Genomic DNA, 22,327 nt, shown 5'->3' with positions numbered 1-22,327 from the left:
TTTTCAAAGATTCAAATGGGAATTGATCGGTTTACGAATACTTATATGTATTTATAAGACCAAGATACTCATATTTCAGTCCAATAATACAAAACCTAAGAAATACATCCTTCCCGCCTTTTATTCACAATTCTTCCCTTTTTGCATGTCATAGAAAAATCGAGCCTGCTGTGCTAAAATACTAAGGTTGCTCCTGCAATTATTCTAGGGAGGTTTATATATTCGCCATGCTCATTATTGGTATTGCCGGAGGAACCGGCTCAGGTAAAACTACGGTAGCTCGCTCTGTTATTGAACGGTTGGGGTCGAGCAAAGTGACTTTTATATCTCAAGACAACTACTATAAAGACCAGGCTCATCTCAGTCTGTCCGAACGGGAGCTCACGAATTATGATCATCCCTTCGCCTTTGACAATGAGCTGCTGATCGAGCACCTCGCAGCACTTCGTGATGGACAAACGGTCCATGCGCCGGTCTACGATTTTACGATTCATGCCAGATCCTCTTCGGACACGGTAGAGCTGCATCCGAACAACATCGTGATGATCGAGGGACTGCATGTTCTATCGGATGAGAAGCTCCGCGAAATGCTGGACATTAAAGTATTCGTCGATTCCGATCCCGATGTGCGTATTCTGCGACGTGTCGTTCGTGATATTGAGGAACGTGGACGTACGATCCAATCTATTAACCAGCAGTACCTCGCTACAGTGAAGCCCATGCACGAAGCATTTATTGAACCATCCAAGAGATACGCGGATATCATCATTCCGGAAGGCGGACATAACGAAGTAGGAATTCAGCTGTTGTCCATCCTCACCGAGAAATATTTATCCGGCGACAAAAAGTGGTCCGGTACAAGATTATAATCCATATAAAAAGGAGACCCTGCAAAGCGAGCCGCTTGCGTGAGGATCTCCTTTTTTATTTACCACGTAACCTTTACCCCTCAATAGGTGTCTATATGAATAAGAACGGATACAAGGGAGTGAGCCATATTCGTATAGCAGAAAAATGGGCAATGTACCCTATGCACCTGCTCATCATGTTTATGATCAACCTGTTCTTCGGTACTATGAATTTGTTCTGGGCTGTGTATGAAGATCACAATATTCTGTCTACAACGATCTCCCTGCTCTATCTGACGACCTGGGTGCTCTATGCTCTGATCATGAGCCGCCGCAGCGGGGATTTCATTAAACTAACCTCTGTCTTTTGGCTTGGCGGTTTGGCATTACTCACCTTATTTTATACGGTAGAACAGGTAAGTATCGCCCTTTTATTGTTGTTTTTTAGTTCAATTCACGGTTTCACTTTCAACCTGGAAATGACAGATCTCTGGCTTGTCTTTGAATATGGCCTCATTTCCCTAACCTGTTATATTGTCGTCATCGCGGTTAATTGGATTAGTGCCAGACGCTGCAAACAAAAAAAGCCTGAAGTTCCTTTTTAACTAAAAGGTCCTTCAGGCTTTGCACTATAATTAGGCTGTACGTTTGTATGCTTTGAACGGAACGTCCTTTTCCTTGGTTCCCGCGAACGGCGGTCTGATCGTCAGTGCTATAAGCATAGCTACAATACAAAGCGCACCGATGACGATAAAGGTTGGCTTGAAGCCGCCGAGCATGGCAGCAATGAACGAGCCGGACAGTGCTCCGATACCAAAGCCTTGGTAGACGATGCCGTAATTTTTCGTATGATTCTTCAGACCGAAGAAGTCACTCACGATGGCCGGAAATACAGTAATGTTGCCTCCGAAGCAAAAAGCAATGGCTGCCACACAGACGAAGAACAAACCGTAATTCAGCGGTACAGCACTTAGTACGAGCGCAGCGGCTGCTGTAACGGCCAGCGTACATCCTACCAGCTTGATCCGGCTCACTTTATCCGACAACGCACCTAGAATCAGTCGTCCTGCGGTGTTAAAAATAGCGATCATGGCGACTGCATTGGCTGCCGTTGCGGCATCCAGATGCGCCAGCTGCATACCGATATCCTTGACGATCCCGATCAGATATAGTCCGCTCATACACGCTGTGAAGAACACAATGAACAATAGGTATGCTTGTTTGGTCCGCAGCATTTCACCAGTTGTATAGTCCTTCGCTCCTTGAAGAGGTCCTGCCACCTGATTCGCTTCTCTCTTGCCACTCTCGGTGACAGAAGGAGCGACGCTTGCTTCTCTAACAAGCAGTGAACCGGTAATGATCATCGCCATGACAATCAATCCCCAGTAAAGAAACGCCTGAGATACACCAACGGATTCAATTAAACCGCCGTTAATGTATTTAAACACAAGGCTTCCTGTTCCGTAAGCTCCGACGGAAATACCTGAGATGAGACCTTTTCGGTTCGGAAACCATTTAATTAGGTTGGATAAAGACGTAATGTAAGCCGTTCCGTCGGCAAAGCCAACAATAACGCCTGCCAGCACATATAAGGCTGCAAGCGAGCTTGCCTGCGAGCTGAGCATAAGACCAATACCAAGCAATATACCGGACACGGCTGTCAGCTTACGAAGTCCTATTTTTTCTTGAATCTTACCCGCAAACAATGTGGCGAAGGCAAGCGCAAAGCTAGTGATGGAAAAGGTAATGGATACGGAGCTGAGCTCCCATCCGAACTTACTCACAAGCGGAGCGTTAAACAAGCTCCATGTATAGATGGTCCCAAGACCCATTTGCATAATAATGGTACCGAGTACAATAAGAAAGCGATTGCTATTCTTTGAATTCATATCTCGTTCCTTCTTTCTCTCGCTGTTCTAAGCGTACGGTGTAGTGCCCCTTACGCTACTTCATTGTAACGCTTTCACAGAGAGTTCTAACGTGTTTAGGAACGAGATAGCACAGATTGAGAATGAACTGCATTTATATGCGCATGAGCTGCTTGAACTCCTTCGCTTTGCTGCGGCTGACGGGAATCTCCACATCCAGATCCGTTAATTTGAGCAGATACGTATTGTTGAACCAAGGGATGATTTCACGTATTTTGGACAGATTGACCAGATAAGAGCGGTGACAGCGATAGAAAGACTCCCCAGGCAGCCGGGTATGAAATTCACTAATGCTGACATTCATTGTATATGTCTCTGCTTGGGTAATCACTTCTGTTGTCTTCTCCTGGGCAGAGGCATAATAAATGTCGTCACTATCAACAACGATAATCTTCTCATTCTTCCATAGATTAACCTTACGAATAGCCGGCTTGGACTCTTCTTGTACAGGCTGCTGCTGCTGTCTATAGGCAGCTTCCAGCTTCGCCAGCATGGAGGATATGCGAGATTCACTGTAGGGCTTCAGAATATAATCAAAGGCTTCGATCTCAAAAGCCTCTGCCGCATGCTCTTTATACGCTGTAGTGAACACGATATAGGGCTTTACCTGGAACTTGCTTATATTCTGGGCAAGCAGCACACCGTCGATCGAAGGCACGTTAATATCTAGAAAGAGAACATCCACCTCATGGCTCTGTAAATACTTGAGTGCATCCAGCCCATCCTCGAATTCCTCTTCAATCTCAATGCTGCTGTGCGTTCGAATCAGATAGGCCAGCTCCTGACGGGCGAGAACCTCATCTTCTACAATGATTGCTTTCATGCCTGCTTCTCCTTTTTTACATCAAAAAATATTTCGGTGCCTTGAGCTAACCGCCGGATATGCAAACCCTCTCCGTAAATGAGCTGTACACGCTGATGCACATTATACAGTCCGATGTGATGCTCAGGCATATTGCCTTCCTGCACCTTCTCGATGATCTCCTCGGGAATGCCGACCCCTGTATCCGCAATGGTAATTCTCACTCTTCCTTCGTGCTCCTTCACAGCAATCGTGACCGTTCCGGGTCCTTTTGTTTTCAGTATCCCATGGTTGATTGCATTCTCAACCAGCGGCTGAATGATAAGACTTGGGATTCGCACGTGTACTTCATCAATATCGTACACCACGTTCAGTCGTTGACCAAAGCGGGCTTTTTCAATCTCAACATATTGCTGTACCTGCTGCAGCTCGGCATGAATATCGATCATTTTATCCGTAAGCTCCAGATTATAGCGCATATATCCCGACAGATTCACGATCAGCTCTCTCGCTTTATCCGGATTGATTCGAATCGACGAGGCAATCGCATTCAGCGCATTGAACAAAAAATGAGGATTGATCTTCGTCTGCAGTGCCTTCAGCTCCGCCTTGTTCGCCATTTCTTTCATTCCTTCCACCCTGGATACTTCCATCAAGGTCGAGATCATTTGCGACAAACCGATCGCGAGGGCTTGCAGTGAATCTGTAATCTTATGAGCCTTGGCATAATAAATTTTCAGTGTCCCTGTGACCTCTCCCTTCTCTTGAAGCGGAATGATCATCAGTGACTTAATGAATGGATTCGTATGCGCCGTATCGTTATTTCGAATCGTAATTTGTCCGCTGGAGATCGTCTTCTTCGTCTCTTCACTAATAATCTCATGACGCTCCAGATAGTGCTCTTCACCAACCCCGACATATGCCAAAATCAGCTTCTTGTCCGTGATCGCCACCGCGTCCGCACCAATGTCATCCTTAATAATCCGGCAGATCGTATGCAGCGATTCCTGATTAATGCTTCGGAAATAGGGGAGCGTCTTGTTCGCAATATCAAGTGACAGCTTCGCCTGCTTAGCCGCTACAACCTCCTTCTCCCCTTCTACGCTTTGAACCAGCAGAACAATAAGACCCACACTGACCTGGCTAAGAATCATTGGAAAAGCAATTCGGGAAACGATCTCTATCCCTAATGAGGATGGCTCGGCCATCACTAATATGAGGATCATGGTTAAAGCTTCGCAGGCCATACCTGCGAGAATACCTGCTTTCCACCTCTGTTCGGCTGACTTCAGCTTGTATATGTACCCTGATACAATCCCTGCTGTAATGCTTGTGATTAAACAAGGGACCGAGGTAACCCCGCCAATGTCGATCAAGAAACGGTGTATTCCCGATATGACACCCGTAACGAGTCCCACCCACGGACCAAATAATATCCCACCAGACATTATGGCAATAATCCGCACATTGACGAGTGAGCCTTCAACATTAATACCGCTGTATGTACCAAACAAGGCAAAGCCACTGAAGATCAGGCTGGCGATGGTAAGCTCTTTCCATGTCTTGTCCCCGTTCTGAAAAAAGGTCCTGAACCGGGGAACCCGGATCAGCACAAACAGGCACATGAGCAGCAATGCAGCCCGCTCTAATAGCTGCAGCAGCATCAGTAAAGTATCCTGCATGATATGTAACCTCCCAACCCCATAAATCGTGCTCTCATTATAGCCATGGTCTTTTTATCTTGTCTAATTTTCCTCTTTTTCTTCCATCGGTATTTAGGCAAAAAAATAAAGCAGCTCTAGTGAGCTGCTCGAGGTGTGCATAGGTTGTATAGGTATGCATCGATTATTTGGTCTGATCATACGTTATAAATTTATTGATAAAACCGCGCAGGTTTTGACTTGTTTCGTTTAACTGCTCGATTGCGGTCATAAAGTTCATAACCAGCTGCGCCTGATCCTGTGAAGCATGGGCGATCTGTCCAATCTCTTCCTCCATCTGTTTAATGGACTGCTGGACACTGTCTAGGGACGATTCAATTTGATGCGTTGCCTCTTTGGTGTCAACCGACAGCTTGCGGACTTCCTTGGCAACAACACCAAATCCCGCTCCTGCCTCACCTACCCGAGCCGCCTCAATTGCCGCATTAAGTCCCAGCAGATTCGTCTGCTCCGAGATTTCACGGATAAAACCGGTAACATGGTTGACCGCCTCAGATTTCTTAACCGCCTCTTTGGAGTTGTTCAGAATCTCATCCGAGGTGGCGGACAATTCTTCGGAATGCGCAGCCACTTGCTGAATACCACTGAGCAGCTGTTCAGCAATGTGCTCGGTTTCCCCCATATATTTCTCCAGCATCTCCTGATTCTCCAGGCTGTAGTTTACGCTGAGTGCAGCCAGCATTTCTCCATTCTCGTCCTTGATGGGCAGAAACATCGCTTCAAAAGGGTGTTCGTATCCGGAGTATTCCACCCGGTCCACCGTTTTCACATAGCCGTTAGGGAAAAATGAGAAATTCCGATTATGCTCATCCAGAGGATATCCTGCCTCAAATCCAAACTTCAAAGATTCACTGTCAGACCAATACAATATCTTCTCACGGTCAAATATAGCTATAGCTACATCCTCACGGATAACTTCTTTAATAAACGGCATGCTCTTAATCAGCGCGTCTACAATATTCATTATCTTTCCCTCCATATCTCTAATCAACTATTAGTTGATTCGCTTACTAGTACTTCGGCATAATGTGAAAGAAAATACAGACATTAATTGTATAAAGTGGTGTTGGAGCTCTGGATGAAAATAAAAAAGAGCCGCTATAAGCAGGCCCTTTAATCTTTTGACGACACAAAAAAGAGAACAGTCCGGGCATTATAAACCAAGAACTGCTCTCTTCATATAAGGTAATCTTACCTATTGCGTCTGTGATGCTCCATTTGGAATGTGGAACTCCAGCATCATCTGCTGCAGTCGTGAGCCGAAGCCCTCGGCTGCTTCCATGAAATAGTTCTGCTTCACAATAAAGCTGCCGCCTTTTTCATTGTCGAACACATAATACCTGACAATTGGATCATTCCATTCCGAACCACCTGTTCCGCCAATGGCTCTTACTTCCCAGCCTGTGACCGGCGTTTCAATAGCTTCCGCAGCGTGTACTTTGGAGTAATCCTTCTCAAGGGCTGCTTCAATGTCGGCGGCTGCATCCGCTGGGAGCATGGCTACCTGGTATATTTCCATTGACACCTCTGGATACGGTTCTCCTGGCGGATCAGCGAGTACAATCTTGTCCATTCCATCCTCTTGGATCATCTTATACATCGTGGTATCAAAATAAATGACGTACTCCTGATCTGTCCCTTCATGCAGCGTATCAACACTTGTGGAAGGCATGCCTTCAATCTCTGTCTCCACCGTTTTCTCCGGTGCGAACCATTCCCTAACTTGCTCGACGAGTGCCTGTACGGGCGCAGTTGGCAAGCTCATGACAATAAGGATGGAAGCAGCCGCCACGACCGGGATAATCCATCGCTTCCGCTTCGATTTCTGTTTCCTCCTAGCAGAATACTGCTCCCCTGCTGCATCCTTATGTCGACGCTCTTCCTGAATCTGCCCTTTGATGGCCGACCATATCTTGTCCTGTTGCTGTACCGATTCTTCCGTTCCTGCCTTCAGCCCGTCCCTCAGCTGGTGATCCAGCTGGTGATCTCGTTCTTCGTTATGAGCCATCCTGCTCTCCTCCTTCATTCAGTCTCAGCCAGCCTTGCAGCTTCTGTCTTGCTTTATACAATCTCGATTTGACGGTGTTTACGTTCAGATCCAGCAATTCTGCGATATCCTTCTCTGCGTAATCATTTACGTATTTCAGAATGATCGGAATTCGCTGCTGATCCTCCAGTCTCTGCACCATGTCGTATATATCGCCGTGCTCATCAAAGGTGTAGCGGTCATGCTGCGATGGCAGCACGCGCTCATCCGTAAGCTCTGTCGGAACCAGCCGTGAATGCTTTTCCAAATACCGGTTGCATTCATTCACCAAAATCCGATTAAACCAGGGTTCAAAGGGTTTGTTCAGATCAAAGGTATTCAAATTCCGATATACTCTCATAAATGTTTCTTGTACAACATCCGCTGCACTTGCCGAGCTTCTCGTTATGGCCGTCGCCGTGCGTATCGCTTTGTCAGCATAAACTCTGTAGAGCTGCTCGAATAATTCATCGCTATACTCTTGTTGGAGCTGCCTGATCAGTTCTTGTGTCAACGCGCGGCCCCCCTTTCTGTATGTCAGTCATATATAATACCCTGGGATCACGATAAAAAGTTTTCGGTGAATCAAATTCCGATCTATAAAAAAAAGAACCGTGCTATTGCATGCACGATTCCAACGAGAATACATCCTTAGTAAGCGGTCAGGGAACGTTATTAAACGTATGATGAGTAGTGGCAGACCAAGAAATAATGAGTAATTTATAGCTTCTTATAATATCTTATACACTTCCTGATTAACCAATCAATACAAATAATAGCGATAAGAAATACGGACCAATAATTCCCGATAAACCAAATGGAGAAGAAGTTGATCATAATAAAAAATACAAGCACTGCCAAAATGAGTCCAAGTTTGTCCATGATGTCTAATTCCTCTAGATATGTATTTGAAAACACAGGATAACACCGAATACCCTGTGCTGGGTGCTCCTTTTTACGCTAATGAAGCTCTCCACCGATTACCTTGATGTCCTCTTCGGCATTTGCAGCTGTGATCGCAGCAATTTCAAGACCTTTTACAATGTGATCAAGACATAAGCTCGGGGCCCCCGAGTTCAATGTCTGCTCAGGAAGATACGGGATATGAATGAAGCCGCCGCGAATATGTGGTGAGTAGGACTGCAAATAATGCATTAAGCCATAAAATAAATGATTGCATACAAAAGTACCTGCTGTATTGGACACGGCCGCAGGAACGCCGGCTGCTCTCATCGCTTCTACCATCTTTTTGATCGGTAATGTAGAGAAATAGGCGGCAGGCCCGCTCTGTACAATCGGCTCATCAACCGGCTGCTGCTGTTCATTGTCTGGTATCCGGGCATCATCTACATTGATCGCGATGCGCTCCGGCGTAATCTGTGTCCGTCCGCCAGCCTGTCCAATGCAGATGACAACATCGGGCTGCTCTTTTTCGATAGCGGAAATGACATGCTGAATGGACTTGGCAAAAACGGTCGGGATTTCATAAGCAACCAATTTCACATTGCTCGTCTTCTTGCAATTCAGCCGCTTCACAGCTTCTAGCGCAGGATTGACCGGTTCACCCGCAAAAGGGTCGAATCCAGTTAACAGCACCTTTTTATCCATCTGATATGCCTCCATATGCTATGATCCTTGATTTCTCTACTATATCCTATTTTTACCTGATGAACATATCCATATCGTTATCTAGCTGGACTCCATATTGTTATACATAAGTCTAACCTTAATTCTAATAGCTGCGATTTTGGAAAAGATAATTTTGATAGAGGACACAAGGACATTACTAAAAAAAGAACCAGTCTTCATGAGTAGCTTCTCTTTTCATATTATTAATGAGTATATTAGCGAGTTACAAAGCTTATTTCCCGAGAAATAATGACAATAATCGATGTAAAATGATAAAGTTCAAGTTTTTTATGTAAACAATTACATATAAAATCTGAGTCTGTACCGTATTGTTATTCTGCCAAGTAAACTGACTACCACGCATTACTCTGAATACCCCTAGCACCACTCTTTCTCATTTCACCAAAAGAAAAAAGCCATTGAGATGACCTCAACAGCTTCACTGCTTCTTTTATATCCTATATCGTTTCGGCTAGCATGTTATTGATATATTTGTCGTTACCTAAAAGCTAATTACAGTCGCTTGCAATCGATCAGGCAACCGCCAAATTTCTGCGAATTCTGCGATCAATAATAAAAGGTCCAAAAGGTATGATGGAGGCGACGAGTGCAGCCAGCACCATCTTGATCGACCAGCGGTTTAGAAATGCCGCTATCGCTATGGCGATGATGTAGAGAACAAACAAAAATCCGTGTGCTCCCCCCACAATGGTTACAGCTGCTGGAATATCAAATGCATATTTCAAAGGCATGGCAATCGCAAGCAATAAAATGAAGGAAATGCCCTCGATCATTCCGACGACACTAAAAAAACGCATTGCATTCTTGCTTGATTTGTTCATTATCCACCTGTCCTCTCCTGCTATATGCTGCGTCAGACGGGTAATTAACTCGTCTCAATTCAGCATTCATGGACATCTTACAACGGGTCTAATGATAAGGTCAATGGAACTTGTCCGTTTGTTGGAATTCCGTAACAGATCCTTGTGAATTAAGTGAATTATTGCGCTGCACTCATGCCACCGATATGAATCAGACGCATAATCCTGCCAGCTCAGCTTGTACGGGGCAATCCAATAAGCAAAAAGCCCCCGCAAACGCGGAGGCCTGTGTGAAATCTTTTTTATTACACTTGCTTGAATTCAATGTGGTCAATATGCATGCCTGGCTTGATATGCTCAAACGTCATTTCGTACAGCCCTGCTTCGAGCTCCACCTTGATCTGCTTCAGCTTCACCCATTTGCCTTCCGTTCCGTTCGTTTGGACCGTAGTGACCACTTGGCCGTTCAGCATCAGGTTACAAGCACTTTGTGCAAGCTCGCCATCTGGAGACATGACACTGGCAAAAATGCGGTACACTCCCGGCGCTTCGACTTTAATCACCGCTGGACTGTCTGGCACGATCTTCACTTGACCTTCCTCTGCTACCGTCTGCACCTGTTCGGGATGCAGGGATGCACTCGCCTCGAAATGTTCCACGCTCTCCTTAATAAAGGTGTCTCTTGAGAACACCGGAGCCTGCATCAGCCACTCACAAATATTGATGGCATTACGCTGTAATTCCCCACGCGTGAGCGTGCCGTTCTCCAGGGATTCTATCGTATTATCACCATACGCGTTCGTTTCCGCTCCATAGTTGCTGACCACCATATACAGATCGTTTTGAGCGCGAACCATAAAGTTCGTGTTCTTACGGTCTGCTGGACCGCCGTTCGCCGAATCGTTCATCACGGCCCACCAATCCGTCATCACGATCCCTTTATAGCCCCATTCACCGCGGAGAATCGTCGTGTTCAGATCATAATTGGACGCAGCCCAATGACCATTAATGGGGTTATATGAGGTCATGATGGAGTTCGCTCCACCTTGTTTTACAGCCATTTCAAAGCCCTTCAGATAAATCTCACGCAGAGCACGCTCCGATACGACCGCATCGACTTTGGTACGATACTTCTCCTGATTATTGCAGGCAAAGTGCTTCAGTGTTGCAAAAGAGCCGCCCTTGCGGATTCCGCGCGTACAAGCTGCAGCAAACAAACCGGTTACCAGTGGATCTTCGGAGAAATACTCAAAGTTCCGGCCGTTCAACGGACTGCGGCGAATATTAAGGCCCGGCCCCAGCAGAGTATCGATTTCGTTACGGACCAGCTCTCTGCCTTCCATCACGTAGAGCTCTTCGACCAGATCAATATTCCAAGTCGCTGCAAGCAGTGTGCCAATTGCCACCTGTGTTGCTTGCTGCCCGCTGTCCATCCGGATTCCGGAAGGGCCATCTGCTGTACACCCTACAGGAATACCGAAGCCTAGCAGACTGTCGCTGACTCCTCCAAAAGCCGAAGCCGTCCCTGGCGTAACGAGCGGGCTGCTCATGCCCTCGCCCCGAACGATAGCTGCCAGATCCTGGTCGCTCAGCTGAGCAATAAATTGCTCTATGCTGACTTTACCCTCGTGCACATCTTTCAGCTTGTAGCCTTGATCTCCCGTCTGTGCTAGTGCCTGTGGAAGATTCTTCTCAATTCGCTCTCCAAGAGAAATCTTGCGAGTGGGAACATCGGCTGCGGTCAGCTCATAGGTGCCATCCGCTTGCCGTGCACCTGGCATCATCCGCTTGAAGCCTTCGGTTGGCGCCATCGCCTCCTGCAGCTGCTCCACGACGACAAGCGATTCAAGAATATAGCCTTCTTGTCCGTCTACCGTTACCGCATCCAGCTGTTTAACGCTGCTGCCCACATAGAAACGATACACCCCTTCTTCCAGTACGTAAGCCGATGGGTGTCCTGTTACGCCGCTGTCATCGTAGGAAGCCATAGAGTCAATGGAGAAGCGGAGTGTCAGCTGCTGTGATTCACCCGGTTCAAGAAGCTTTGTCTTGGCAAAAGCGGCAAGCGCTCGGACAGGCTGTCCCAGCTTCCCTTGAGGCGCTTCGTAATAGACTTGAACAGTCTCTTTGCCCGCATAAGCGCTGCCTGTGTTAGTTACAGTGACTTTCAATTCAATGAATTCGGCTCCGCCTTCGCTTCCCTTCGTCGCTCCCTCATTCTCTATAGAAAAAGTCGTATAGGACAATCCATATCCAAATGCAAACTGCACCTTATCCGGACAGAAGGTTTCGAAATAACGATAGCCTACGTAGATATCTTCTTCGTACAGATTCTTAAACTCATGACCGTAATTACGGGTCGAAGGATAATCTTCAATCGAATAGGCAATCGTATCGGTCAGCTTACCACTCGGCGTAACATCCCCTGCCAGCACATCGGCGATCGCATTTCCGCCTTCCATTCCGCCCTGCCATGAATAGATCACTGCCGATATAGGGTGAACATGACTTGCATCGTCCAGCCAGCTCATATCAATGATGTTGGAGACATTAAGCACGACAATCGTTTGTTCAAAATACTTCGTTACCATGGCCAGCATCGCTTTTTCATCATCTGTCAGCTGATAGCTTCCCTGCTCGTTCGCATTATCCTGATCCTCACCAGCTGTACGCCCGATCACAATAATTGCCTTTGCAGATTGGTTTCTAGCCGCAGATACCAATTCATCGGTCAATGGCATTTCTTTCTGATGCCAAGGTTCGGCTGCCCATCCGCCTCCGCCGTTATCGAATGGATTTTGTTCAATCCATTTTTCATAGGTAGCTGCAAGCTCCTCATTAATTTCGATTTGAGACTTTGCGCGAAGGCCATCCAGCAGATTGGTTGTATATACCACATTGACACTGCCGCCTGATCCGGTACCGCTGCGATAGTAATTTACCTGAGTACGTCCAAAAACTGAAACGTTTTCGGAACGCTGTATAGGCAGCACTTGTCCATCGTTCTTGAGCAATACTGCACCTTCTGCCGCGACCTTTCTGCTAAACTCTGCAAATCCTTCTAATGGAACACCGATAAGTTGTGAGCTCAAATGATTCCCTCCTGAAATGTCTTTTTCGTAAGTACTAAATGATTTATGAAATTGATTCACATTGCTAATTAAATGAAGAATGTAAGGAGAACGAAGAGTGTAGGCGTTTACAGTTTGAGTTGTATACGTTTACCTCCCTATTCTATTCCATAGTAACAGATTTCTAAAGACATGTGAAAGATACAGATCACAAAAAGACCCATTCGCTAAAATGGGTCTCAGCAGCACTATAATTAACATCTCCAGCGAATAATCGCTTCCTGAATACAGAATGCGGGTTACTGATGATCGTGAGCACTCTTCTGTTTAACCAGACTGTAGTATTTATTAATATCGTCATCTACTTCTCTGGATTTCGCAAGTACAATTTCAGAGTTATAACCATACCAATCGGCCAGAAGATTGAGTTCATGTCTCTTCTTCTCAATAAGTGAGTAAATTGAAATCTTCCCCAACATGAATTCCCCCTTAGTAGGTTTGTACTTACACAAAATGAGTCATGCTAGTGATTATTACTGTGGAATTTAACCCTAATTTAAGAATAGTTCGGATGGTAAATCTCAATCTCTTAATTCTCAATCATGAGTAGTCTCCATCAAACTATATATAGATAAAATATATCAAAACTAATCTATATGTACTCTTAATTAGAGCTAACAAAAATAATTCTGAAAATGATATGAATGAGATGAAAACCTCTCTTTTCGTCTATTTTACTACTTTTTCCACATTTTGCAACTACATTTTATAAACTTTTTACACGTATGGTGTATAAATTTCCTCATTTATGTCTACACATTTCGTGTATATGAACACTTATTGTGTAAATAAAACTTTATTCTGTGTAACCATGCTAAACTAACTTTTTAGGAGGGATTACATAATGTCTGTCTTAGGAGATCGTCTTAAACAACAAAGAGAACACAGAGGATGGTCTCAGGTCTTCGTATCCAAAAAGTTAGGACTAAAACGCAGCAGCACTTATGCAAACTGGGAGTATGGAATAAGAGAGCCTGACTTGGACATGCTGCAGCGAATTGCTGATCTATATGAGGTTTCTATCGATTGGTTAAATGGCAGAGAGCAGAAATACGAAATTAACCCTGAGCCACAAGAAGAATATATATTGAGGATTATTAGAGAAACTGAGGCAGATTACAATGTACAGCTCCGTGGTGATCCCGTTGTGGAATCTACGCTCCGCGATCTAATACAAAATATAGCAAAGCTAAAGAAAGCAGCACAAAATGAGAAGGAATGAAGTCATTTGAATCTTGTGCTCTTGAGTGCGGTTCCTATATAAGTTGGTTATAATAAGATAAGCATGACAGGTTACTTTAGTTTGTAATAAATAAAGGCAGGATACATATGCGTACACACGTCCACATCATTGCTCCCTACGAAGCAATGATTCCTATTATACAAGAGTGCATTCCACAATTTCCCCACTTAGACATTCAATATGCGGTCGGTGATCTTGGCAGAGGAGCCGAACTCGCAGCGAAGGCAGAAAAAAACGGGGCAGAAATTATTATCAGCCGCGGCGGGACGGCTCAATTCATTAAAGAAGCCGTGACCATTCCCGTCATTGACGTCCACCTATCGGGTTACGATATGATTCGTTCGCTGACGCTAGCCAGTCAGTATAATGGTCAAACGGCTATCGTTGGATTTTCCAATATTACATCTGGTGCACAATCGATTATCGATCTGATGGATTTGCCTCTGAAGGTGTATACCATACACAGCTCCGAGGATGTGGCAAGGCTGCTGCTTGAGCTCAAAGCGGCAGGTTACCGTCAAATTGTCGGCGACGTGATTACTGTAAATACAGCTAATGCTTATGGCATGAAGGGGCTTCTCATTCAATCCGGTAAAGAATCGATATTGAGAGCGCTGGAAGATGCCCAGCTTATTTATCGCTATTTGAGTAAGAACAACGCTGTATCGATGATTTTGAATGAACTCGTGATGAATGAGCACCCGAACCTCATCATTTTGAATGAGCAGAATGAAGTCGTATACGAACAGCTGAACGATTTTGACCATAACCCTTTGACAGAGAACCATATCTATGTGACCAACACGAATATCGATTTTCATCAATCGAAGGTTCAAAATGTCTTTATTGTTGATGACTATCAGCTCACCGTTAACGCCTATGAAACGACGATAAACCGTATCAGCTACAAGGTTTACTCCTTAGAAAAAGGGCAGCCTTATGCCTTTGCTCATCTTGGCATCAAGTCCTATTATGAGACATCCGTAGAACCCATTGTAGCTGAATCCACTGCCATGCGCACAACGCTAAAGCATATCAACATGCTCTATAAGTATCATGAGCCCATTCATTTGCTGGGTGAGGAGGATACAGGAAAATCCTACTTGGTGAAGTATATTCATCAAACGTATGCCAATGGAGGGCTGCTGCTCCAGATCGATCTGAAGCTTGTTCCTCCAGGTGTATTAAGCGACATTCCCCTGTCCAAAGTAAGAAATGTTGAATTGAATCATGTGGAACACCGCATTGAGGATCCAGAATTAATCGCATTTACAGAGTCCTGCCTGAATCAGCAGGTTGGAGTATTCATGATCAGTGAACAGGCACTGGACGAGCATTGGCCACAGCATCTTAAACTAAATACCATCATCATGCCGACCCTCTTGGACAGATTGGATGATCTGCCATCACTGATTCAGCATTTTCTATCGGATTATTATCAGAAATATGGAACGACAGCTATCAAGATTAAGGAAGATGCATTGCAGCTGATACAGCAAAAAGCATCCCATATGTCTATAAGCCAGCTAAAGCAGCTGATTAAACAAGCGGCCATGAACGAAACGGAGTATGTACTTTCAGCAGAAACCCTCTCTCGATTGTTAGACGGATATTCTGCCTCAAGAGCATCACAATCCATTGAGCTTACAGGTACTTTGAAAGACATAGAAAAAGAAATTATCTCCTATGTGTTGAAAGAAGAAAATAATAATCAATCCAAGGCAGCAGAGCGATTAGGGATTAATCGAGCCACCCTATGGCGTAAACTTAAGAATGATTAAGTTTGCGCTTTTTTTATATAGTAATGTGTTGCATATTTAAACAATTTTTTAATTTTGGACACATTTACATAATTTTAATGTTGCTAAAATAAACAACATGATATAGTATTGTTCCTGCAAGCGCTTTATTAAAACGATTACACAAGGAGCTAAACAATATGAATATTAAAGCGACGTTAGATCGGATCCCTGGCGGCATGATGGTTGTCCCTCTTCTCATCGGGGCATGTATCAATACATTCGCTCCAAACGCTTTGCGGATTGGAGGTTTTACCGAAGCCCTATTTGTCAACAGCTCAAGCACGCTTATTGCACTATTCCTATTGATCGCCGGTACGCAAATTACGTTTAAAACAGCGGGATCATCTGTTGCAAAGGGTGTTACGCTGCTGGTGTTTAAATGGGCCGTCGGCGCAATCATCGGATTGATTGCCATCATGTTTGCCGATTCTTCAACCGGACTATTTCTGGGTCTAGCGCCTCTCGCCATTATTGCCGCCATGACGAACTCAAACGGCGGACTCTACATTGCACTAGCTGGACAATACGGGAAAGAGGATGACAAAGCAGCTTACCCTTTCCTTGCACTCAGTGACGGACCGTTTCTTACCATGGTAGCGCTCTCGATCTTTGGCGCGATGGGCTTTGCTGACGGAATGTTCTCACCGATGTCCTTCGTAGCAGTTCTGCTCCCGCTGGCTGTCGGCATAATTATTGGTAACCTGGACCGTAATATGGCAGAATGGCTGCACAAAGGCAGTGATAAGCTGGTTCCTTTCTTCGCCTTTTCTCTGGGGATGGGCATCAATTTCTCTTCCATCATCCAAGGTGGCCTTAGTGGTATCCTGCTAGGCGTACTAACCGTGCTGCTAACAGGCGGTCTCGGATTCCTGCTCTTCAGAGCCATTGGCTGGAACCCAATTGTCGGTGCATCGGAAGGATCAACAGCAGGTAATGCAGTAGGTACACCGGCTGCGATCGTCGCAGCGAATGCTTCCTTTGGCCCGATTGCTGAAATCGCCACAGTACAAATTGCGGCAAGTGTCGTAACGACCGCCATCTTATTGCCGATCTTCATTGGCTTCTTATCCAAACGATTGGAGAAATCCGGCGGCGTCGAAAAATATAACAATCCAGCTGCATAGAGGTTATAATGGCCCCTCAATTTGCACTCGTTTTTCTCAAGGAGGAGGTAACTGCATGAAACTAGCCATCATTGCAGATGATTTGACTGGCGCCAATGACAGTGGAGTTCAGCTCGCACGTCATGGCCTTAGAACTAGCGTATTATTTGATATGGATGAGGACAACATTCGCAGCTACGATGCTGTCGTCTATGATACAGACAGCCGCTCCATCACCCCGGATGAAGCTTATCAGCGGGTAAGTATGGCGGCGGAATTCTTAACAAAGGCCGGATTCAATACCATTTTTAAAAAGATGGATTCCACCATGCGTGGAAATATCGGTGCAGAAATAGATGCGTTATATGATGTCGTTAAACCTGACTTTATGATGATTGCACCCGGCTATCCTAAGAACCATCGCACCATCTTGAACGGTGTCCACTATTTAAATGGCATACCGCTTGGTGAAACAGAAATTGCAAATGATCCCAAGACTCCGGTTACCCTCTCTTATCTTCCAGACTTGCTTAAGCTGCAAACGAAATATGAGATTGGGGAGATATCGGCAAGTGATCTGGAGGCCGGGAAAGATCATGTTGAAAATAAGCTGAAGCACTTCAAGCAGAACTCCGTTCCATATGTGCTCGTTGACTCGACCAAGGAGCATCATCTGGAACGGATATTGCAAATGACGCAGCAGCTGAGCTATACGTTTGCATGGGCCGGTTCAGCAGGGATTGCGAACTACCTGCCCGAGCATTACGGTATATCACACGCTCAGTCAGAGCTTACAATCGCTGAAAATCAAGGTCCGACTCTTACTGTCGTCGGCAGTGTAAACAAGAACTCGCGCGCACAGCTCAGACAGCTGCTTGAACAAACGGATGTGTGCCCGGTACAATTTAAATCTTACAAGGCTGTGTCTGAGCCATCGGAGCGCAACGCAGAAATGGAACGTGTATTTGAAGAAGTGAAGTCCCTGGCCTTAGAGGGTAAGGATATTGTGATCTACTCCACAGCAGAGCAGACCGATATCGAACAAGCACGTACCACAGGCGAGTCCAGAGGACTTAACCATACCGAGGTTAGTAACGAGATTGTGAGAGCCATTGGTGAGGTTTGTGCAAGACTGCTGGAGAAGGGTTACTTTACAGGTGTCTCCATGACAGGCGGAGATACGGCGAAGCAAATCTGTATGAAGTGGAATATCAGCGGCTTTGAATTGTTGGACGAGCTGGAAATTGGTGTGCCGATTTCGAAATTTATAGGCGTCAAGGATCTGTACGTGATTACAAAAGCAGGCGGATTCGGCAAGCCAGACGTATTTATCCATGCGATTCAAAAGTTAAAAGGAGGACCTATAGAATGAAACCAACGGTTGGAATTACGATGGGTGATGCGGCAGGCATCGGACCCGAGATTATTATGAAGGCATTAGCCCATCAGGAAATGTATGATAATTGCAATCCTCTTGTGATCGGGGATGCTAAAATATTAGAGCGAGTTCTGCCAATCATCGGCTCAGATCTGAAGGTACGTTCGATTCAAGAGCCATCCGAGGCCAAGTACGAATTCGGTACCGTGGATGTGATCGATCTGGATCTCGTCCCTGCAGATCTTGAATTTGGTGAAGTGTCTGCTGTAGCAGGAGATGCAGCATTTCAGTTTCTGGCAAGAGCGATTGACCTTGCGAAGCAGCACAAGATCCACTCCATCTGTACGGCTCCATTGAACAAAGAAGCTTTGCACCAGGGGGGACATTTGTATCCGGGACACACTGAAATATTGGCAGATCTCACAGATACCAAAGATTTCTCTATGATGCTGACGACTCCGAACCTGCGAGTCATTCACCTGACAACTCATATGGGGCTGATTGAAGCCATCCACAGCATTACTCCGGATAGAACGTACACTGTCGTTAAGCTTGCCCATGATACGCTGAAGAAAGCCGGCTTCGACAATCCGAGAGTGGCGGTCTGCGGAATCAACCCTCATGCGGGTGAGAATGGACTCTTCGGTAACGGTGAGGAAGAAGAAAAGCTACAGCCCGGCATTGAGCGTGCCCAGAAGGAAGGCATTAATGTAGTAGGTCCTCTCCCTGCTGACACTTTGTTCTTTAGAGCTGGCAGAGGTGATTTTGATATCGTTGTTGCCTGCTACCACGACCAAGGGCATGCACCAATCAAGGTCATGGGTATCGAAGAAGGCGTGAACATTACAGTTGGACTAAAGGGCGGTATCATCCGTACCTCTGTCGACCACGGAACAGCATTTGATATTGCAGGCAAAAACATTGCTGAAGACAAGAGCATGCTCGCGGCGATCCGCTCTGCCATTGAGCTGGCACCAAAAGATCGAATCTAATACCTAGCGTGACTGCAGTTTGCACTTGAAAAACCCAGCGATCGCTGGGTTTTTTTTCCTCGCACGAATAGGTGTATATAAGCCAGCACATAATATACCTCATAAAACGATCTCAGTTAGATAAGGAGGACTCATCAATTGAGTACTAATCAACCGGACAAGAACCTTATTAATGAAGTGAAGGATCTAGAAACCACGGCTGTGAACAGCCTGGATGCACAGCAGAAGCAGCAAGCCCGCAATGACCGCCGGAAGCAGTCGCAGCATGACAGCAATGGTAAATATAACGAGAGTGAATCGAACAACTATCATTAGGACTCCCCTCACACTCAGAAAAGGCCAGGCCATATAGTCCAAAGCAGAAAAAAAGAATCGGTCCTGTGAAGCATCATTTTAGATGCCTGCGGACCGATTCTTTCTATTATATATAGATCTAATTTTTATCCATTTATTTATTCAAGAAATCGATTAACGCTTTATTGAATGGCTCAGCGTGAGTGGCATTCAAGCCGTGAGGTCCACCCTCGATAACAACGAGTTCACTGCCTTTCACTGCTTCATGTGAGAGCTGACCGCTGACCTCAAGCGGAACCACCGCATCGGAATCCCCATGAATGACGAGCAGCGGGATATCGAATTTGGCCAAGTCTTCACGGAAGTCGGTCCGGCCGAAGGCAGCAACACAATCCAGCGTTCCTTTTGGAGAAGCAGCAGAAGCAATGGCAACATTGTACAACCGGAAGGGCTCGCTGACCAGATCTGTTCGATCTCCTGCCTTAAAGAAGTTATACGTGAAGCCATCGAGAAAAGCGATCCTGTCTTCTGTCAGGCCGGCTTGAAATTCTTGAATCGTCGCTTCGTCCAGCCCCCCTTCCGGATGCTCGGCAGATTTGTAGAAGTACGGAGGAACAGCACCTGCCAGCACGGCCTTTCTAACACGACTCGTTCCATAGGTACCAATGTACCGGGCAACCTCACCGCCGCCCATGGAAAACCCGACCAGTGTTACATCGCTCAGATCCAGATGTGTAATCAGCTGATCAAGATCAGCTGCAAACGTATCGTAGTCGTATCCATTATACGGCTGAGAGGATTGTCCAAATCCGCGGCGGTCATAGGTAATTACACGATAGCCCGCGTTGATAAGTGCTGGAACCTGTTTCTCCCAAGAACGACCGCTGAGCGGCCAGCCATGAATGAGAATGACGGGTTTTCCTGCACCAAGATCCTCAAAATACAATTCAATCGGTTGTCCGTTTTCGGTTCCCACATTTAATTTAGGCATATTTATACGTTCCTCTCGATTTAGTTTTTTAGGGTCAGCTACCACTGACCTTTTTCATCATTATCATAGCGGTTTTTTTAAGTATTGTATTTTAGCAATTTACTATACCTTCTATAGGATTTTTCTATATGTAATTACCCTGAATGAAGTGAACATAATCTAATGATATCTATAATGAAAAGCTATACGAGATATAGTCAGATCCATATTGATCAGCAGTTAGGCAGCTTATAAGATGGGTTTAATTACAAGCAAAGGAGAATATTAATGAAGATTCAATTCGAGTGGGATTTCATTTCTCTGCAAATCAGTGACTGCATGAAGAAGGGGGTTAGCCCTTGAGCCGTCTATCTACAGAGAGTGCACCCCGCTCATTTGTTACTGTCATCTTGTTCTGGTGTTCTCTGATCGTCGTCTCTGCCGTCTACATTACCATTCCCTTAATCTCGTTATTTGCTGAAGTATTTAACGTATCTTCCTCTCAAGCCGCTTGGGTCGGCAGTGCATTCTCGTTTGCTTTTGCAGGCGGCGGCCTCCTCTTCGGCGTTCTATCAGATCGATATGGACGTAAGAAACTAATGATCGCCGGGCTTCTGCTGCTGACCTTAACAACACTATGGATCGGGACTGTACAAACCTTTACCTGGCTTGTAGCTTTGCGTTGTCTTCAGGGCTTGGCTGCCTCCATGTTCCCCCCATCTGTTCTAGCCTATGCCATGGAGATGTTCCCCGCGAAGAAGCGAGTAACGATTATCGGATTTATTAGTACCGCCTTCCTGATGGCCAGTATCATAGGACAAATTTACAGCAGTATCATCGTATTCACGTTCAGCTGGTCGTACGTATTCTATTTTTTGTTCGGCATCTATCTCATATCCTTTGTGATCATCACCTTTGGAATTCCAAGGGACTCCAATGATCGGGAACAAGGCAGCATTGCTGCTTCATTCGTCCGGATCGGTACCATTTTTCAGATCAAAGGACTCCCTTTCTGCTACATTATATCAACGATCCTGTTCACTGCACTGGTTGGATATTTTACGACGCTCGGCAGTTACTTAACGAGCCCGCCATTCCAATTAAGTCATGAGGATATTTTATGGATTCGGGCGGCAGGCATTATCGGCATGCTGGTGTCTCCATTCGACGGTAAACTGGTCGCCAAGTATGGGGTGAAGCGCGTGTTGTGGAGCGGATTAATGTTGGCAGCTATCGGTCTCGGATTGCTCGGAGTCTGGCCTAACTTAACCTTCCTGATCCTGATGAGCATCGTATTCACAACAGGCGTTGCCATTGCACTTCCTGCCCTCATCTCGCTGATCGGTCAGCTGGCAGGAGAGGCTAGAGCCATTGCCGTTTCGTTCCACATGTTCATGCTATTTATAGGTGCGTCGCTAGGACCTATACTCTCCATTTATCTCATTGATAGGGGAGGTCATCTACTTACATTTGAAATCCTGGCTGGCCTGCTCTGTCTAAGCATGATCGTTCCACTGTTAATTCCGCTTCGAGAGCCGCCTGCTGCAACCGGCCATCAGCATCAGCCGAACCGTTCGATTTAAGTCTATAAAAAATTGCAAAAAGCATGCACCCGTGAAACCTCGGTTTTACCGGTGCA

The 22,327-nt window shown here is 45.6% G+C and carries 20 protein-coding genes; 9 read left to right on the top strand and 11 right to left on the bottom strand.

Going from position 1 to position 22,327, the window contains the following annotated elements; translation table 11 throughout:
- Positions 1-227 precede the first annotated feature (227 nt).
- Together udk and BK126_RS27215 are read left to right on the top strand one after the other, a co-directional pair.
- The gene (gene udk, locus BK126_RS27220; protein ID WP_047913948.1) at positions 228-869 is read left to right on the top strand and encodes a uridine kinase; all 642 of its coding nucleotides are present in this window, start codon (positions 228-230) and stop codon (positions 867-869) included.
- A gap of 95 nt (positions 870-964) precedes the next feature.
- The gene (locus tag BK126_RS27215) at positions 965-1,453 is read left to right on the top strand and encodes a hypothetical protein (protein WP_076315601.1); all 489 of its coding nucleotides are present in this window, start codon (positions 965-967) and stop codon (positions 1,451-1,453) included.
- Positions 1,454-1,483: 30 nt separating this feature from the next.
- On the opposite strand, the gene BK126_RS27210 is transcribed toward BK126_RS27215, so the two are convergent.
- From BK126_RS27210 to BK126_RS27165, 10 genes are all read right to left on the bottom strand, one after another.
- Complete coding sequence (locus BK126_RS27210; protein ID WP_076315600.1) at positions 1,484-2,737, bottom strand: L-lactate MFS transporter; 1,254 nt, start codon at positions 2,735-2,737, stop codon at positions 1,484-1,486.
- Between the two features lie 133 nt (positions 2,738-2,870).
- Complete coding sequence (locus BK126_RS27205) at positions 2,871-3,599, bottom strand: LytR/AlgR family response regulator transcription factor (RefSeq protein WP_076315599.1); 729 nt, start codon at positions 3,597-3,599, stop codon at positions 2,871-2,873.
- Complete coding sequence (locus BK126_RS27200; RefSeq protein ID WP_179085612.1) at positions 3,596-5,260, bottom strand: sensor histidine kinase; 1,665 nt, start codon at positions 5,258-5,260, stop codon at positions 3,596-3,598. Before BK126_RS27200 ends, BK126_RS27205 begins: the two co-directional genes overlap by 4 nt.
- Positions 5,261-5,423: 163 nt before the next feature.
- The gene (locus BK126_RS30160) at positions 5,424-6,263 is read right to left on the bottom strand and encodes a methyl-accepting chemotaxis protein (protein WP_076315598.1); all 840 of its coding nucleotides are present in this window, start codon (positions 6,261-6,263) and stop codon (positions 5,424-5,426) included.
- Positions 6,264-6,494: 231 nt separating this feature from the next.
- On the bottom strand, positions 6,495-7,307 hold the full coding sequence (locus BK126_RS27190; protein ID WP_076315597.1) for a hypothetical protein: 813 nt from the start codon (positions 7,305-7,307) through the stop codon (positions 6,495-6,497).
- Entirely contained in the window at positions 7,297-7,839 is a 543-nt protein-coding gene (locus BK126_RS27185) for an RNA polymerase sigma factor (protein ID WP_076315596.1), read from the bottom strand. The genes BK126_RS27190 and BK126_RS27185 overlap by 11 nt, the downstream gene beginning before the upstream one ends.
- A 446-nt stretch (positions 7,840-8,285) precedes the next feature.
- Complete coding sequence (gene pcp, locus BK126_RS27180) at positions 8,286-8,933, bottom strand: pyroglutamyl-peptidase I (RefSeq protein WP_076315595.1); 648 nt, start codon at positions 8,931-8,933, stop codon at positions 8,286-8,288.
- 554 nt (positions 8,934-9,487) lie between these two features.
- Positions 9,488-9,796 (bottom strand): DUF3817 domain-containing protein, encoded by a 309-nt coding sequence (locus BK126_RS27175; RefSeq protein WP_076315594.1) that lies wholly within the window; start codon positions 9,794-9,796, stop codon positions 9,488-9,490.
- 284 nt (positions 9,797-10,080) lie between these two features.
- Positions 10,081-12,867 carry a glycoside hydrolase family 3 C-terminal domain-containing protein gene (locus BK126_RS27170; RefSeq protein WP_076315593.1) on the bottom strand — a complete coding sequence of 929 codons (2,787 nt, stop codon included), beginning with the start codon at positions 12,865-12,867 and terminating at the stop codon, positions 10,081-10,083.
- A gap of 278 nt (positions 12,868-13,145) precedes the next feature.
- Complete coding sequence (locus BK126_RS27165; protein WP_047913938.1) at positions 13,146-13,325, bottom strand: aspartyl-phosphate phosphatase Spo0E family protein; 180 nt, start codon at positions 13,323-13,325, stop codon at positions 13,146-13,148.
- Between the two features lie 425 nt (positions 13,326-13,750).
- Between BK126_RS27165 and BK126_RS27160 the strand changes: the two genes are divergently transcribed.
- From BK126_RS27160 to BK126_RS29600, 6 genes are all read left to right on the top strand, one after another.
- Complete coding sequence (locus tag BK126_RS27160) at positions 13,751-14,128, top strand: helix-turn-helix domain-containing protein (protein ID WP_076315592.1); 378 nt, start codon at positions 13,751-13,753, stop codon at positions 14,126-14,128.
- Between the two features lie 107 nt (positions 14,129-14,235).
- Positions 14,236-15,930 carry a PrpR N-terminal domain-containing protein gene (locus BK126_RS27155; protein ID WP_076315591.1) on the top strand — a complete coding sequence of 565 codons (1,695 nt, stop codon included), beginning with the start codon at positions 14,236-14,238 and terminating at the stop codon, positions 15,928-15,930.
- Between the two features lie 158 nt (positions 15,931-16,088).
- The gene (locus tag BK126_RS27150) at positions 16,089-17,075 is read left to right on the top strand and encodes a 2-keto-3-deoxygluconate permease (protein ID WP_047913935.1); all 987 of its coding nucleotides are present in this window, start codon (positions 16,089-16,091) and stop codon (positions 17,073-17,075) included.
- A 55-nt stretch (positions 17,076-17,130) separates the two neighbouring features.
- Positions 17,131-18,426 carry a four-carbon acid sugar kinase family protein gene (locus BK126_RS27145; RefSeq protein WP_076315590.1) on the top strand — a complete coding sequence of 432 codons (1,296 nt, stop codon included), beginning with the start codon at positions 17,131-17,133 and terminating at the stop codon, positions 18,424-18,426.
- Entirely contained in the window at positions 18,423-19,424 is a 1,002-nt protein-coding gene (pdxA, locus tag BK126_RS27140) for a 4-hydroxythreonine-4-phosphate dehydrogenase PdxA (RefSeq protein WP_076315589.1), read from the top strand. Before BK126_RS27145 ends, pdxA begins: the two co-directional genes overlap by 4 nt.
- A gap of 138 nt (positions 19,425-19,562) precedes the next feature.
- Positions 19,563-19,739, top strand: a complete 177-nt coding sequence (locus tag BK126_RS29600; RefSeq protein WP_177178851.1) for a hypothetical protein — start codon at positions 19,563-19,565, stop codon at positions 19,737-19,739.
- A gap of 133 nt (positions 19,740-19,872) precedes the next feature.
- Here the strand turns inward: BK126_RS29600 and BK126_RS27135 are convergent, their stop codons facing one another.
- Positions 19,873-20,709: an alpha/beta fold hydrolase gene (locus tag BK126_RS27135; RefSeq protein WP_076315588.1), complete on the bottom strand. Its 837-nt coding sequence runs from the start codon at positions 20,707-20,709 to the stop codon at positions 19,873-19,875.
- Between the two features lie 338 nt (positions 20,710-21,047).
- Between BK126_RS27135 and BK126_RS27130 the strand changes: the two genes are divergently transcribed.
- A complete protein-coding gene (locus BK126_RS27130) occupies positions 21,048-22,271 on the top strand; it encodes an MFS transporter (protein ID WP_076315587.1) in 1,224 nt (407 codons plus the stop codon).
- Positions 22,272-22,327 lie beyond the last annotated feature (56 nt).

Source organism: Paenibacillus sp. FSL H7-0326 (assembly GCF_001955535.1).
Taxonomy (GTDB): domain Bacteria; phylum Bacillota; class Bacilli; order Paenibacillales; family Paenibacillaceae; genus Paenibacillus; species Paenibacillus shunpengii.
Note: the sequence above shows the minus strand (reverse complement) of the source record. Positions and strands in the feature narration are given on the sequence as shown.

Bases quoted from the DNA above. Each gene is read 5' to 3' on its own strand.
- udk (WP_047913948.1), top strand. From the start codon at position 228: ATGCTCATTATTGGTATTGCCGGAGGAACCGGCTCAGGTAAAACTACG.
- BK126_RS27215 (WP_076315601.1), top strand. From the start codon at position 965: ATGAATAAGAACGGATACAAGGGAGTGAGCCATATTCGTATAGCAGAA.
- BK126_RS27210 (WP_076315600.1), bottom strand. From the start codon at position 2,737: ATGAATTCAAAGAATAGCAATCGCTTTCTTATTGTACTCGGTACCATT.
- BK126_RS27205 (WP_076315599.1), bottom strand. From the start codon at position 3,599: ATGAAAGCAATCATTGTAGAAGATGAGGTTCTCGCCCGTCAGGAGCTG.
- BK126_RS27200 (WP_179085612.1), bottom strand. From the start codon at position 5,260: ATGCAGGATACTTTACTGATGCTGCTGCAGCTATTAGAGCGGGCTGCA.
- BK126_RS30160 (WP_076315598.1), bottom strand. From the start codon at position 6,263: ATGAATATTGTAGACGCGCTGATTAAGAGCATGCCGTTTATTAAAGAA.
- BK126_RS27190 (WP_076315597.1), bottom strand. From the start codon at position 7,307: ATGGCTCATAACGAAGAACGAGATCACCAGCTGGATCACCAGCTGAGG.
- pcp (WP_076315595.1), bottom strand. From the start codon at position 8,933: ATGGATAAAAAGGTGCTGTTAACTGGATTCGACCCTTTTGCGGGTGAA.
- BK126_RS27175 (WP_076315594.1), bottom strand. From the start codon at position 9,796: ATGAACAAATCAAGCAAGAATGCAATGCGTTTTTTTAGTGTCGTCGGA.
- BK126_RS27165 (WP_047913938.1), bottom strand. From the start codon at position 13,325: ATGTTGGGGAAGATTTCAATTTACTCACTTATTGAGAAGAAGAGACAT.
- BK126_RS27160 (WP_076315592.1), top strand. From the start codon at position 13,751: ATGTCTGTCTTAGGAGATCGTCTTAAACAACAAAGAGAACACAGAGGA.
- BK126_RS27155 (WP_076315591.1), top strand. From the start codon at position 14,236: ATGCGTACACACGTCCACATCATTGCTCCCTACGAAGCAATGATTCCT.
- BK126_RS27150 (WP_047913935.1), top strand. From the start codon at position 16,089: ATGAATATTAAAGCGACGTTAGATCGGATCCCTGGCGGCATGATGGTT.
- BK126_RS27145 (WP_076315590.1), top strand. From the start codon at position 17,131: ATGAAACTAGCCATCATTGCAGATGATTTGACTGGCGCCAATGACAGT.
- pdxA (WP_076315589.1), top strand. From the start codon at position 18,423: ATGAAACCAACGGTTGGAATTACGATGGGTGATGCGGCAGGCATCGGA.
- BK126_RS27135 (WP_076315588.1), bottom strand. From the start codon at position 20,709: ATGCCTAAATTAAATGTGGGAACCGAAAACGGACAACCGATTGAATTG.